This window comes from Mycobacterium asiaticum, from assembly GCF_001668675.1.
Taxonomy (GTDB): domain Bacteria; phylum Actinomycetota; class Actinomycetes; order Mycobacteriales; family Mycobacteriaceae; genus Mycobacterium; species Mycobacterium asiaticum_D.
This window is the reverse complement of the sequence record NZ_LZKQ01000218.1, coordinates 1-13,262: the sequence shown is the minus strand read 5'-3', so window position 1 is coordinate 13,262 and position 13,262 is coordinate 1. Positions and strand designations below refer to the sequence as shown.

At 67.2% G+C, this 13,262-nt stretch carries 12 protein-coding genes, 1 tRNA gene and 2 pseudogenes; 12 read left to right on the top strand and 3 right to left on the bottom strand.

Annotated elements, in window-relative coordinates; genetic code table 11:
* Positions 1-196 precede the first annotated feature (196 nt).
* The 5 genes and pseudogenes from A9X01_RS31455 to A9X01_RS18870 form a co-directional block, all read left to right on the top strand.
* Positions 197-538: pseudogene (locus tag A9X01_RS31455) on the top strand (ATP-binding cassette domain-containing protein); the annotation flags it as partial.
* Complete coding sequence (locus A9X01_RS18885; RefSeq protein ID WP_065122215.1) at positions 535-1,383, top strand: CbiQ family ECF transporter T component; 849 nt, start codon at positions 535-537, stop codon at positions 1,381-1,383. The pseudogene A9X01_RS31455 and the gene A9X01_RS18885, both read left to right, overlap by 4 nt.
* Before the next feature lie 51 nt (positions 1,384-1,434).
* Positions 1,435-1,711 (top strand): annotated as a pseudogene (locus tag A9X01_RS18880) (aminotransferase class III-fold pyridoxal phosphate-dependent enzyme); the annotation flags it as partial.
* Positions 1,712-1,760: 49 nt separating this feature from the next.
* Entirely contained in the window at positions 1,761-3,182 is a 1,422-nt protein-coding gene (locus A9X01_RS18875; RefSeq protein ID WP_065122213.1) for an amino acid permease, read from the top strand.
* On the top strand, positions 3,179-4,057 hold the full coding sequence (locus A9X01_RS18870) for a universal stress protein (protein ID WP_065122212.1): 879 nt from the start codon (positions 3,179-3,181) through the stop codon (positions 4,055-4,057). Before A9X01_RS18875 ends, A9X01_RS18870 begins: the two co-directional genes overlap by 4 nt.
* Before the next feature lie 73 nt (positions 4,058-4,130).
* On the opposite strand, the gene A9X01_RS18865 is transcribed toward A9X01_RS18870, so the two are convergent.
* Genes A9X01_RS18865 through A9X01_RS18855 form a run of 3 tightly spaced genes read right to left on the bottom strand, consistent with a single transcriptional unit; the run spans position 4,131 to position 7,115 of the window.
* Positions 4,131-5,447 carry an extracellular solute-binding protein gene (locus tag A9X01_RS18865; RefSeq protein ID WP_065122211.1) on the bottom strand — a complete coding sequence of 439 codons (1,317 nt, stop codon included), beginning with the start codon at positions 5,445-5,447 and terminating at the stop codon, positions 4,131-4,133.
* On the bottom strand, positions 5,444-6,256 hold the full coding sequence (locus A9X01_RS18860) for a carbohydrate ABC transporter permease (RefSeq protein ID WP_065122210.1): 813 nt from the start codon (positions 6,254-6,256) through the stop codon (positions 5,444-5,446). The genes A9X01_RS18865 and A9X01_RS18860 overlap by 4 nt, the downstream gene beginning before the upstream one ends.
* Positions 6,243-7,115 carry a carbohydrate ABC transporter permease gene (locus tag A9X01_RS18855; protein WP_065122209.1) on the bottom strand — a complete coding sequence of 291 codons (873 nt, stop codon included), beginning with the start codon at positions 7,113-7,115 and terminating at the stop codon, positions 6,243-6,245. Before A9X01_RS18855 ends, A9X01_RS18860 begins: the two co-directional genes overlap by 14 nt.
* 33 nt (positions 7,116-7,148) lie before the next feature.
* On the opposite strand from A9X01_RS18855, the gene A9X01_RS18850 reads away from it, so the two are divergent.
* From A9X01_RS18850 to A9X01_RS18820, 7 genes are all read left to right on the top strand, one after another.
* A complete protein-coding gene (locus tag A9X01_RS18850; protein WP_065122208.1) occupies positions 7,149-8,666 on the top strand; it encodes a TldD/PmbA family protein in 1,518 nt (505 codons plus the stop codon).
* On the top strand, positions 8,663-10,036 hold the full coding sequence (locus A9X01_RS18845; RefSeq protein ID WP_065122207.1) for a TldD/PmbA family protein: 1,374 nt from the start codon (positions 8,663-8,665) through the stop codon (positions 10,034-10,036). The genes A9X01_RS18850 and A9X01_RS18845 overlap by 4 nt, the downstream gene beginning before the upstream one ends.
* An 88-nt stretch (positions 10,037-10,124) precedes the next feature.
* Positions 10,125-10,895, top strand: coding sequence for a carboxymuconolactone decarboxylase family protein (locus A9X01_RS18840; protein ID WP_253849199.1), 771 nt, complete (start codon positions 10,125-10,127; stop codon positions 10,893-10,895).
* Positions 10,873-11,619, top strand: a complete 747-nt coding sequence (locus A9X01_RS18835) for an Rv1352/Rv1906c domain-containing protein (protein WP_253849197.1) — start codon at positions 10,873-10,875, stop codon at positions 11,617-11,619. The genes A9X01_RS18840 and A9X01_RS18835 overlap by 23 nt, the downstream gene beginning before the upstream one ends.
* 28 nt (positions 11,620-11,647) lie before the next feature.
* Positions 11,648-12,160, top strand: coding sequence for a nitroreductase family deazaflavin-dependent oxidoreductase (locus tag A9X01_RS18830; RefSeq protein WP_253849195.1), 513 nt, complete (start codon positions 11,648-11,650; stop codon positions 12,158-12,160).
* Positions 12,161-12,252: 92 nt separating this feature from the next.
* On the top strand, positions 12,253-13,038 hold the full coding sequence (locus tag A9X01_RS18825; protein WP_065122205.1) for a hypothetical protein: 786 nt from the start codon (positions 12,253-12,255) through the stop codon (positions 13,036-13,038).
* Positions 13,039-13,102: 64 nt separating this feature from the next.
* A tRNA-Ile gene (locus A9X01_RS18820) sits at positions 13,103-13,176 on the top strand.
* Positions 13,177-13,262 lie beyond the last annotated feature (86 nt).

Sequence of the window (13,262 nt, the reverse complement as noted above, 5' to 3'; positions counted from 1 at the left end):
GTGGCCGCTGAGCTTGTCGATGCTGCGACTGGCCAGGGCGGGGTCAAGCCCCACCACGCCGAGCGCGGCGGCCACCCGGTCGGTGTCCTTGTGCGAAAAGCCCGCCGCGGAGGCGACTTCCAGGTCGACGCGGCTGCGCATCAGCTGCAGGCGGGCCGCCTGGAAGGACAACGCGACCGCACCGACCTGTTCATGGGTGGCCGCCGCGCTCGGCGTGGTGGGGCTTGACCCCGCCCTGGCCAGTCGCAGCATCGACAAGCTCAGCGGCGGTCAGATGCGGCGTGTGGTGCTCGCCGGACTGCTGGCCTGCGAGCCTAAGGCTCTGATCCTCGACGAACCGCTGGCCGGGCTGGACACCGACAGTCAGCGTGGGCTGCTGCGACTGCTCGAGGACCTGCGCCGGGACAGCGGCCTGACGGTGGTCGTGATCGCGCACGACTACCTGGGGATGGAGACACTGTGCCCGCGGATTCTGCATCTCAATAACGGGACGCTGGAATCGGCGTCAGCGTCGACCTCCGCCGGAGGTGTGTCGTGACAACCACTTCGGCGCCGACGAAGCGCGAGACCCGAAAGCACGGCCGCCCCGTCGTGCTCCTGGTTCCGATCCCCGGTGGCTCGCCGATCCATGACTTGTGGGCCGGCACCAAGCTGTTGGTGGTGTTCGGTATCTCGGTGCTGCTGGCGTTCTACCCGGGCTGGGTGACGATCGGGTTCATGGCGGCCCTGGTGCTGGCGGCGATCCGGATCGCGCACATCCCGCGCGGGGCCCTGCCGTCCATACCCCGCTGGTTGTGGATTGTGTTGGCGATCGGCGGTTTTACCGCGGCGCTGGCCGGTGGGAAACCGGAGATCGTCATCGGCAGCGTCGAGCTGGGCCTCGGCGGGTTCCTGAACTTCCTGCGGATCACCGCGCTGACGCTGGTGTTGCTGGCGCTCGGGGGATTGGTGTCCTACACCACCAATGTCGCCGAAATCGGGCCGGCGGTAGCGGCTTTGGGTAGGCCGCTGCGGTTGTTCCGGTTGCCGGTCGACGAGTGGGCGGTGGCATTGGCCCTGGCGCTGCGGGCCTTCCCGATGCTGATCGACGAATTCCAAGTGCTCTATGCCGCACGCCGATTGCGTCCCAAGCCGACTCCGCGCAGCCGAAAGGAGAAGCGGCAGCAGCGCCGGCTGGAGATCATCGACCTGCTGGCCGCCACCATCACGGTGACGCTGCGGCGTGCCGACGAGATGGGCGATGCGATCACCGCCCGCGGCGGTACCGGTCAGCTCTCGGCGAACCCGCGTCGGCCCAGGCTCGCCGACTGGGTGACGCTGGCGATCACGTTGGTGGCCAGCGGCGCCGGCATCGCGATCCAGACCATCATTTCGGCCCGCTGAGGTTCACGGCCGCATCCGGTCGAAGGCCCTCGGTGGTTGCGGTTGCTGGCTCAGAACGAATTCCAGGTACAGTCCGCGAAACTGGGTGCGCATTTGCCATGAGAGGCTGCGGGCGCTGATCGGTCGCGGCGTGGTCGAGGTACGGGGCCTGGGGCTGTGGGCCGGCGTCGATATCGACCCCACGCTGGCCACGGGTAAGCAGGTCAGCCTGCGTCTGGCCGAGCGCGGGGTGCTGGTGAAGGACACCCACAACCGGACGCTGCGGATCGCGCCGCCGCCGGCGATCACGTCCGGGGAGATCGATTACCTGGTGAATCAGTTCGGCGAAGTTGCTGTGGGAGGCACATACTTAGCTGACCCACCGACGGGAGGCGCAGTTGCCGGCGACATCGATCAGCCTCAAAGAGCAGATGCTGCGTCGGCGCCCGGTCGGCGCAGCGGGTAGCGACTCCGGACTCAAGCGCAGTTTCGGCACCTTCCAGCTCACGATGTTCGGCGTCGGATCCACGATCGGCACCGGCATCTTCTTCGTGCTGTCCGAAGCGGTGCCTCAGGCCGGTCCCGGGGTGATCGTCTCGTTCATCATCGCCGGCATCGCCGCCGGGCTCGCCGCCCTCTGCTATGCCGAATTGGCCTCTGCGGTGCCGGTTTCCGGCTCGTCCTACTCCTACGCCTACACCACGCTCGGCGAGGCGGTCGCGATCATCGTCGCGGCCTGCCTGCTGCTGGAATACGGCGTGGCCACCGCTGCGGTGGCGGTGGGGTGGAGCGGCTACGTAAACAAGTTGCTGCACAACCTGTTCGGGTTCGAACTGCCGCACGCCCTGTCGGCGGCGCCCTGGGACAAGGTGCCCGGTGGGTGGGTGAACCTGCCGGCGGTGATCCTGATCGTGCTGTGCGCGCTGCTGCTGATCCGTGGCGCCAGCGAGTCGGCCAAGGTCAACACGATCATGGTGCTGATCAAGCTCGGTGTGCTCGGAATGTTCGTCATCATCGCGTTCACCGCCTATGACGCAAACCATCTCAAGGATTTCGCCCCCATGGGCGTGGCCGGCATCGGATCGGCGGCCGGCACGATCTTCTTCTCCTACATCGGATTGGACGCGGTCTCCACGGCCGGCGACGAGGTGAAGAACCCGCAGACGACCATGCCGCGCGCGCTGGTTTCCGCGCTGGTCATCGTCACCACGGTCTACGTGCTCGTCGCGATGGCGGCGCTGGGCACCCAGCCGTGGCAGAACTTCAAGACGCAGGAAAACGCGGGCCTGGCCATCATTCTGGACAACGTCACGCACAGCAGGTGGGCCAGCACCATACTGGCCGCGGGCGCGGTGATCTCCATCTTCACCGTCACACTGGTCACCCTCTACGGCATGACGCGCATCCTGTTCGCGATGGGCCGCGACGGGTTGCTGCCCGCGCGGTTCGCCGCGGTGAATCCGCGCACCATGACCCCGGTGAACAACACCGTGATCGTGGCCATCGTGGCGTCCCTGCTCGCGGCGCTGGTGCCACTGGCCAGCCTCGCCGACATGGTGTCGATCGGGACGCTGACGGCGTTCATCGTGGTGTCGGTGGGCGTGATCATCCTGCGGGTGCGCGAACCGGACCTGGAACGCGCCTTCCGGGTGCCGGGTTACCCTGTGACGCCGATGCTTTCGGTATTGGCGTGTGGGTACATCCTGCTCAGCCTGCACTGGTACACCTGGCTGGCGTTCAGCGGCTGGATCCTGGTGGCGCTGACGTACTACCTGCTGTGGGGCCGTCACCGCAGCGCGCTCAACAAGGACCGGCAATGACCGTCGTGGTCGGGTACCGGGCGAGCAAGGTCGGCCTCTCGGGGCTGTATCTGGCCATCGGGGCCGCACGGACGCTGCAGACATCGGTGACGGTCGCGACCGTCGTGCCCGAGCCATGGCCGACGCCGTCGTTGGCTCGCGTCGACGCCGAGTTCGAGCATTGGGCGCAGAACCTGGCCGAGGAATCGAAGCGGGAAGCGCAGCGCTACCTATTCCCGGTGGCCGAGGGCATCGAAGTCCACTTCACTCACCGGGCCCACCGCTCGGTGGCGACGGGATTGGTCGAGATCGTCGACGAGGTGAACGGCAGGATCCTGGTGCTGGGATCGTTGCCCAGCACCGGCCTGGCGCACATCACGGTCGGCTCCACCGCCGACTGGCTGCTGCACGCTTCGCGGGTGCCGATCGCCATCAGTTCCCCCGGATTTCACGTGCACAGCGGCGGGTTCCGTCGGCTCAGCTGCGGCTACTCCACGAGCCAGGCGTCGCTCGCGTTGGTGCGGCGGTGCGCCAACGCCGCCGAGCGGTATGGGGTGCCGCTGCGGGTGATCACGTTCGCGGTGCGCGGCCGGACCATGTACCCGCCGGAGGTGGGGCTGGATGCCGAGGACAGCGTGCTCAACGCCTGGGCGACCCAGGCCATGGAAAGCCTGCGGGCGCTCAAGGACGACGGCGTCGTGGGGCCAGATGTCGTGCTGGAGGTCGTCACCGCGCACAGCTGGATGGAAGCGCTGAGCAAGCCGGAGTGGATCAACGGCGAGATCTTGGCGGTGGGCACCTCGCCGCGCGGTGACGTGCGGCGGGTTTTCCTCGGGACGCGCAGCGCCAAGATCATTCGGCACAGCCCGGTGCCGGTGCTGGTGGTCCCCGGCTAGCTTTTGCCGTCCTGTCTCGCTGACCGTCACGCCAGCGTTGCGGTGGACGTCGAGCGTCACGCCAGCGCAGCAGTCAACGGCGCGCGGCCGCGTTGGCCGCCTCCTGCGCCCGCTTGAGCGTCGTCTCGACGTCACCCCGGCCCAGGAACATTTCGTCGAAATACGGTTGCAGCGCCTCGTTTCCGGCCGCGTACCCGGCTCCGCCCGGCGCTGGGATGCGCGGCCCGTCCAGCACCGCGAAGAACGGCGTGACGTCGACACCGCGCGCCTTCCAGTAAGCGAAGTAGCCAGGCTGCGCCGACAGCACCGCCGGGATGGCGGCCCCCTCACGGCCCAGGTATGCGTTGCCCTTGCTGCTGCCCATCCACTGCAACACCTGCCGTACCGCCTCGGGATGGCGGGTCGCCGAATTACCCGCGGCGGCAATGCCATTGGTGACACTGACCCGCCCCTGGGGCCCGTATGGAAGCATGGCCACACCCCAGCGGAAGGTCGCGTCGCGGGCAACCGGGGCCAGGCTGTAGGTGCCGGACTGGAACAGCGCCATCTTGCCGGCCAGGAACTGGTTGCGGGAGAAGTCGCCGTTGTCATTGGTGTCCGATGCCGGCGGTGAGGTGTGGTCTGTGTTGATCAGGCCGACGAGATAGCGGAAGGCCGCGGCCGCTTCGGGATTGGCGAACGCGAACTCGTTGCCGCGCTGGAAGATTCCACCGGCCGAGCCGATGTAGTTGAGGTAGATGCCCTGCGGGTCGTTGGCGGCGTTGTAGCCGTACTGGCGAACCCGAAGGAAGTCGAAGTCGGGGGAGTCCGCGCGGTGCCCGTCGAGGTCGACGGTCAGTTTCTTCAGCAGCGGCCGGAGGGTGTCGTCGCTGCCGGGGCTCCACTGGATGCTGTCCAGGACCGCGGGGTCGACGCCGGCGGCCGCGAGCAGGTCGGCGTTGTAGAACACGGCAATGCCGGCGTCGGTCAGTTGCGGCACTCCCCACAGCGTGCCGTTGTGGGTGAATTGCTCGACGACGGCCGGTGCCCAATCCTTGTCTACCCGGTCGATTTTCATCAGCCGGCCGCTGTCGGCGTAGGCGTCAAGATAGGCGTTGGACAGCCAGAAGATGTCGTCGGCGCTGCCGCCGGCCACGTCGGTGCGCAGGGTGTCGAAGTAGTTGGAGAACGCGACCATGTTGGTGCGCACCTCGATGTCGGGGTGCTGTCGGGAGAACTCCTGGAACGAATCCCGATACGCCTGCGCGATCGGTTCGGCCCACAGTCGCACCGTGACCACGATTTTGCCGTCGTCGTCCGAACGGCCCAGCAGCACGGCAATCACCAACAGCAAGGCGAAGACCGAAACCAGCGCCAGCGCCGACAGCGTCGAAAACCGGGGCTGTCTCACTTGAGCCCCGACACCAGAATCGACGAGACGATGTGCCGCTGGAACGCCACGAACAACACGATCAGCGGCACGATTGCGACCGTCGTCGCCGCCATCACCAGCGTCCACTGTGAGTTGTACCGCGACTGCAGGTCGGCGGTGGCCACCGTCAGCACCCGCCACTTGCGCCCACTGGTGATCACCAACGGCCACATGAAGTTGTTCCACTGCGAGACCACGGTGATCATCGTCAGCGCGGCCAGCACCGGCTTGCTGGACGGCAGGATCACATGCACCAGCACATCCAGGGTGTTGGCGCCGTCCAGGTTCGCGGCGTTGATCAGGTCGTCGGGAATCAGGCGAAAGTGCTCGCGCAGCAGAAAGATCGCGTACGGCGAGCCGAACATGAACGGAATCACCAACGCCCAGAACGTGTTCCGCAGACCCATCTGGGCCATCATCAGATACAGCGGCACGACCGTCACCGTGCCGGGCACCATCAGCGTCGCGACGTACACCCAGAACAGCGCGTCGCGGCCGGGGAAGTGCAGCCGCGCAAAGGCGTAACCGGCCAGGATCGAAAAGGTCAACTGCCCTAGCAGGATCACCGCGGTCATCAGCGCGGTCACCGCGGCGGCCCGGCCGAAACCGGTGCCGGCCAGATCGGCGTAATTGGCCAGCGTCGGCGGGCGCGGCAGTTGCAGCGGCGAACCGGTGGCGAACTGATGCGCGGAGGTGAACGACGTCAGCAGCCCAAGGCCGAACGGCGCCAGGGTGATCAGCGCCCCGATCACCAGACCGACGTAGATCAGCGCGTTACGTGAGGTCATACTTGATCCGTTTGCGGAAGTACAGATGCTGCACGAACGTGACGCCGACCAGGATGACGAACAGGATCACCGCCATCACCGAGGCCCGCCCGATCGACGCCGCCCCGAACGCCTCGGCGTAGATCTGATGGGCCACCAGATCGGTACTGCCCTCCGGGCCGCCACCGGTCAGCGCATAGACCGTATCGAAAACCTGTGCGGCGCTGACCACCCCGGTGACCAGGACGAAGAACATCGTCGGCCGCAGCATCGGCAAGGTGATGCGCCAGAACCGCTGCCAGGCGGTGGCCCCGTCGGTGCGCGCCGCGTTGTGGATGTCCTCGGGGATGGCCAGCAGCCCCGCCAGGAAGGACAGCGACACGTAGCCGACGTTGGTCCACACCACGACGGCCGACACCATCGGCAACGCCAGGTCGGGATTGGTCAGCCATTCGATGCGCCGCCCCAGCAGGGTGCTGACCGCGCCGTCGGTCGGAGCCAGGATCCAGCGCCACATCACCGCGATCGCCAGCGGTGCGCAGATCCACGGCAACACGTAGAGCGTGCGGAACAGCCCGGTGCCGGGCAGTTTGGGCGCCAGCATCATCGCGGCCAGCAGCCCCAGCACCGTCTGCGCCGGCACAACGATCGCCACGAAGATCGCAGTGACCACCAGCGAGTCACCGAAGTCCCCGTCGCGCAGCACCGAACGCCAGTTCGCGAAGCCGACGTAATGCAGCGGACCCAGCAGGTCCCACCGGTACAGACTCAGCCACACCACCACCAGAATCGGCAGCAGCAGGAAGGCGACCACACCGAACAAACTGGGTGCGAGCAAGCCGTACGCCAACGCCGTGGAACGACGAGGCGTGGTGGACATGAAAGTATTAAAGCCGGTCGTTACGGTGGACCCGTGACATCGAACCGGGGGATCGATTCTGACTTCCTGGACCTGCCGCGCCATGAGCTGGCAGACGCCGCGCTCTCGGCGGCCAGGGAGGCCGGGGCCAGTTACGCCGACCTGCGCATTCATCGCATCAACACCGAGATCATCCAGCTGCGTGACGGCGAGCTGGAGACCGCCGTCGTCAGCCGCGAGGTCGGCCTGGCCGTGCGGGTGATCGTGGCGGGAACGTGGGGGTTCGCCTCGCACGCCGAACTGGCCCCCGACGTCGCGGCCCGCACCGCGCGGCACGCCGCCCAGGTGGCCACCGTGCTGGCGGCGCTGAACACCGAGCACATCCGGTTGGCGGCCGAGCCGGTCTACGCCGACGTCACCTGGGTCTCGGACTACGAGATCGACCCGTTCACCGTGTCGGCGTCGGACAAGATCGGGGTTCTCGAGGACTACTCCCGGCGCCTGCTGGACGCCGAGGGCGTGGACCACGTGTCGGCCGGCCTGACCGCCGTCAAGGAGCAGACCTTCTACGCCGACACCTTCGGATCCTCGATCACCCAGCAGCGGGTGCGGCTGCAGCCCTCGCTGGAGGCGGTGAGCATCGACGCCAAGGCCGGCGGGTTCGACTCGATGCGCACGCTGGCCCCGCCGACCGCGCGCGGCTGGGAAGCGGTGGCCGGCGACTCGGTGTGGGACTGGACCGCCGAACTCGCCGAAATCCCGGACCTTCTGTACGAGAAGATGCGGGCACCCAGCGTGCGGCCCGGTCCTACGGACCTGGTGATCGACCCGTCCAACCTGTGGCTGACCATCCACGAATCCATCGGCCACGCAACCGAATACGACCGCGCCATCGGGTACGAGGCCGCCTACGCCGGCACATCGTTCGCCACCCCGGACAAACTGGGCACGATGCAGTACGGGTCACCGGTGATGAACGTGACCGCCGACCGGACCGTGCCGTACGGCCTGGCCACCATCGGGTACGACGACGAAGGCGTCGCCGCGCAAAGCTGGGACCTGGTGCGCGACGGGGTGTTCGTCGGCTACCAGCTCGACCGGGTGTTCGCCCCGCGGCTGGGTCAGGAGCGCTCCAACGGATGCTCCTACGCCGACTCGGCGCACCATGTGCCGATCCAGCGGATGGCGAACGTGTCGTTGCAGCCCGGGCCCCAGGACCTGTCCACCGCCGATCTCATCTCCCGGATCGACGACGGCATCTACATCGTCGGCGACAAGTCCTGGTCGATCGACATGCAGCGGTACAACTTTCAGTTCACCGGGCAACGGTTCTACCGCATCCGGGACGGCGCCTTATACGGACAGTTGCGTGATGTGGCCTATCAGGCGACCACCACCGACTTCTGGAATTCCATGGAAGCCGTTGGCGGACAATCGACCTGGCGGCTCGGCGGTGCGCTGAACTGCGGCAAGGCGCAACCCGGCCAAGTGGCCGCGGTCAGCCACGGCTGTCCGTCGGCGTTGTTCCGCGGCGTCAACGTACTCAACACCCGCACCGAGGGCGGCCGATGATCACCCCGCAGCACGCCGTCGAGATCGCCCTGGCCGAGGCCGCCAAGGCCGGGCGCGCCGACGAAACCATGGTGCTGGTCACCGACAAGGTCGAGGCCACCCTGCGCTGGGCGAACAACACGATGACCACCAACGGGGTCGCCGTCAGCCGCAACGTCACCGTCATTTCGATTGTGCGGCAGGGCGACAGCGCCTACGTCGGGTCCGTCGTCTCCGGTGACGCCGACCCATCGGCCCTGCCGGGGTTGGTGATCTCATCCCAGGATGCCGCCCGCTCGGCCCCGGAAGCCGGCGACGCCGCGCCGCTGCTCACCGATGTCGGGGAGCCCGCCGACTGGGACGCCCCGGTGCCGGGTACCGGCGTGGCGGCGTTCAGCGGGATCTCCGGCGCTTTGAGCAAGGCGTTCCGCAGCACCGACCGGTTGTTCGGCTATGCGCACCACAGCCTTTCGACGACGCTGCTGGCATCCTCGACCGGCCTGCGCCGGCGTTACACGTTGCCCACCGGGGCCATCGAGCTCAACGCCAAGCGCGGGGACGCGTCCGCGTGGGCTGGCACCGGAACGTCGAATTTTGTTGACGTGCCGATAGATTCGCTTCTCGCGGACCTGGAAACCCGGCTGGCCTGGGCGTCGCGATCCGTGGACTTGCCGGCCGGGCGCTACGAAACGATCATGCCGCCCTCGACGGTGGCCGACATGATGATCTACCTGAACTGGAAAATGTCGGGCCGCGGCGCCCAGGAGGGACGGACGGCGCTGTCGGCGCCCGGCGGCGGGACACGGGTGGGGGAGCGGCTCACCTCACTGCCGCTGACGTTGTTCTCCGACCCGATGGCACCTGGGCTGGCGTGCACGCCGTTCGTCGCGGTCAGCAACTCGTCGGAGACGGCGTCGGTGTTCGACAACGGCATGGAGATCGGTCAGGTGGAGTGGATCCGCGAGGGCGTGATCAACGCGCTGGCGTATCCGCGGGCAACGGCCGCCCGGTTCGGTGCGCCGGTGGCGGTGGGCGCGGACAACCTGGTGATGACAGGCGGGTCGGCGGACCTGGCCGACATGATCGCCTCCACCGAGCGCGGGTTGCTGCTGACGACGCTGTGGTACATCCGCGAGGTCGACCCGACGACGTTGCTGCTGACCGGCCTGACCCGCGACGGAGTGTACCTGGTCGAGGACGGCGAGGTGACCGGGGCGGTCAACAACTTCCGGTTCAACGAGAGCCCGCTGGACCTGCTGCGCCGGGCGACCGAGGCCGGCGTCAGTGAAAAGACGCTGCCGCGGGAATGGGGCGACTGGGCGACCCGGGCGGCGATGCCGTCGCTACGGATACCGGACTTTCGCATGTCCTCGGTTAGTCAGGCTCAATAGGTTTACCGTGTAGTGCGTGACAGCACTGCAGCCTGACCAACTGGCGCGGTTAGTCGCCCTGTCCTGCGGTAATGCGCCGCTGGCGGGCATGGTGCGCCAGGTGTGCGCGCGGACGATCGGGTTGCCGCCGCTGCCGTTCGATGACTCCGAGGTTCCGTCGGAAGCCGACGCGGTGGTGGCCGCGTTCGCCGAGCAGTTCAGCGTCGACGTCTCGATGATCACCGTCGAGCAACGTTCGCAGCTGCTGAAGGTGTTGGGCGACAGCGCTTTCCGGGGTGTCATATCGATCTTCATTGCCGACTTCGTGCCGCGGGTGCGCGCCGGGCTGGAAGCGCTGGATGTCGGTACGCGGTATTTGCGGTGGGTGGGCAAGCCGCTGGTGTGGGACCACGACAGCGAGCCGTCGCAGGTGTTGCTGAACGAGTTCACGCCGGCGGTGGCGCGGATGCGTGCGCTGGACCCGATCATCTCGGAGCTGGTGCGGCTGCGCGTGGCGAATGCCCATAACTGCCGACTCTGCAAATCGCTGCGCGAAGGTCACGCGCTGGATGCCGGCGGCACGGAGTCGTTGTACGACGAGATCGCCCGATTCGAGACGTCGCGGGTGCTCGACGATCGCGCAAAGGCAGCGCTGCGGTATGTAGATGCGCTAATTTGGACGCCTGCGCACCTCGCCGTCGACGATGCCGCCGAGGTGCGCTCCCGGTTCAGCGAAGCCGAGGCCGTGGAGTTGACCTTCGACGTGATGCGGAATTCCTGCAACAAGATCGCCGTGGCGCTGGGCGCGGATGCGGCGCGGGTGGAGTCCGGAACCGAGCGGTATCTGATCGATGTCGATGGTCAGACGGTTTTCAGCTGACGGCCGCCGGGCTGTCCTGCTGATTCTGGTGTTTGTCCTGGTCAGCTGCGCGGGAGGCGTTCCGAAGACCGCCGCGCCGTCGGTGACCCGCCGCACCGACCCCACCTCGTATATGCCGCCGATCTATCCCGGGACGACGGTGCCGCCGCTGCCCCCCTCGTCCACCACTCCGGTGGCCGGGGCCCCGGCGACTTTCCCGGGTGACGGCATTTTCAAGGTCGGCAGCGACATCGCGCCCGGCACCTACCGATCAGAAGGCGCGCACGACTGTTACTGGGAGCGGCTGCGCGGGATGTCCGGGACGCTGGCCGACACTATCGCCAACGGCGCCGGCAACTGGCCGCAGCTGGTGCAGATCATGCCCACGGACACGGCTTTCAAGACCCAGCACTGCCCGACCTGGGTGCCCGCGGTGGACGCGCCCGCGACGACGACCACCTCCAAGAAAGCCGTGACCCTGCCGCCCGGGGCGATGGTCTGTCCCGCGACCGCCGCGCCGGCGGGTGGGTTGACATCGTCGGCGGTCGGGTCGACGGACACCACCTGCCAGTTCGCCGAAGCGGTGCGGCTGGCTTATGCGGCCGCCGGCCCGGTTACGCCGGGGACGCGGCAGATCGATGCGATGAGCCCGGTCACGCGGCGCCACTATTCGATGTCCTGCTCGGGGGATAGCGGGCTGGTGGTCTGCAGCGGCGGGGACTCCGCGGTGGTGTACCTGTACTGAATTTCGTCTGGATGGGTACTGGTTCTATGTGACTCTGCGGCGAGAAAGTCCGGTTCGGGGACGGCGGCTGCGGCTGCACGAAGCCCTGGGTGAGCGGATAGCGATGAGCAAATTCGGCTATCAGATGGCCATCCATGTGGCGCCGCACATCGATAAGCGACTGATCCCGCGCACCGGTGGCCGGTTGAGCACGATGGGGTTCGGCAAAGTCGGGCTCGTTAAGTCTGTCGGTGCCAAGTCGGGGGAGGAGCGTACGCATCCGCTGACGCTGATCAAGGACTCCGACGGGTTGCTGGCGATCGGGTCCAACTACGGGCGGGCGAAGCATCCGGCCTGGAGTGCCAACCTGAAGGCGAATCCGGAATGCACGATCGAGTTGAACGGCCCGCCGCGGCGTTATCGGGCTGAGTTGCTGAGCGGGGAGGAGCGCGAGGCGGCGTGGGCGAGGGCCGTGGACTTCTACGCCGGCTACGAGGCGTATCGGGAAAGTGCCGCACCGCGGGAGATCCGGGTGTTTCGGCTGCGGCCGGTCGGGAGCTGAGCCGACGCCGCCGGGGGTGTAGGGCCGAATTTGGCCTGGGCAACGTTCGATGAGTTCGATACGCTTGGCTACCTCACGAGGGAGCAAACATCGTGTCGTTCCAACAGCATCCCGCCGGCGAGCTCGGCGCCGCAGGCAACCCCGCCAACCCTGCAGGGCCGGCCCACCCGAACAACCCGCCGGGATATCCGACTCCGGGATGGTCCGCCCCGCCGGGCGGACCGCCCGGATACAGCTGGACGCCGCCAGCGGGTTCACCGCCATCAGGCTTCCCTTCCCCGCAGGGCGCGGGCGAGCCACGACCGCAGAAATTTTGGTACGCCATCGGCGGAATCCTCGTCGCGCTCGGCTTGCTCGGCGGCGCCATCGGGGCCATCAGCACGTTTGCCGGCGAGGTAGGCGACCTCACTGCCCGCGCACCGACCTCGGAGCACACATTCGGTAACAAGGGATCCACTAACGTGAGCATCGACGCCGGTGCATCGAAAACGATCTACGTCACCCAGCGCACGCCCCGCAGCAACATCACCTGCACCGCACGCGGCACGGCGGGTCAACGCAAACCCACCCTGACTGAGTATCAGAGCAATGTCACCATCAACCAGTGGCGGGCGCTGTTCACCCTCACCGTTCAGGACGGCGGCGACTACTCGGTCAGCTGTTCCGGCCCATCCGAGGCCGGCTTTGGGGTGGGTGACCACGTCACCGGTGGCCAAGTCGCCCACTCAGTTGCGGGTGTGTTCGTGGCCGCTGGGATAGGCGGCGTGTTCGTTATTGCCGGAGTAATCGTATTAGCGGTAACAGCGTTCCGACGTAGTCGCAGCGCCCGCCAACCAGTGTTCCCCCCTCAGCCGCAGCAGTGGCCCGGGCCGCAATGATCCTGCGGCGCTGCCGTCACGCTAGTGTCTACTGCGACGCGGACTCGTTGTACGCCGCGCGCCTGGGGCGGTAGCTCAGTTGGTTAGAGCCGCGGACTCATAATCCGTTGGTCGCGGGTTCGAGCCCCGCCCGCCCCACTTTTAGCCTGTATGACGTCGGTTGATGCTTGACATTTCTGTTTCGGGTGATGCCTGACGGTGTTTCGGCTGATGCTTGACAGTTG

Bases quoted from the DNA above. Each gene is read 5' to 3' on its own strand.
- A9X01_RS18870 (WP_065122212.1), top strand. From the start codon at position 3,179: ATGACCGTCGTGGTCGGGTACCGGGCGAGCAAGGTCGGCCTCTCGGGG.
- A9X01_RS18860 (WP_065122210.1), bottom strand. From the start codon at position 6,256: ATGACCTCACGTAACGCGCTGATCTACGTCGGTCTGGTGATCGGGGCG.
- A9X01_RS18855 (WP_065122209.1), bottom strand. From the start codon at position 7,115: ATGTCCACCACGCCTCGTCGTTCCACGGCGTTGGCGTACGGCTTGCTC.
- A9X01_RS18845 (WP_065122207.1), top strand. From the start codon at position 8,663: ATGATCACCCCGCAGCACGCCGTCGAGATCGCCCTGGCCGAGGCCGCC.
- A9X01_RS18840 (WP_253849199.1), top strand. From the start codon at position 10,125: ATGGTGCGCCAGGTGTGCGCGCGGACGATCGGGTTGCCGCCGCTGCCG.
- A9X01_RS18835 (WP_253849197.1), top strand. From the start codon at position 10,873: ATGGTCAGACGGTTTTCAGCTGACGGCCGCCGGGCTGTCCTGCTGATT.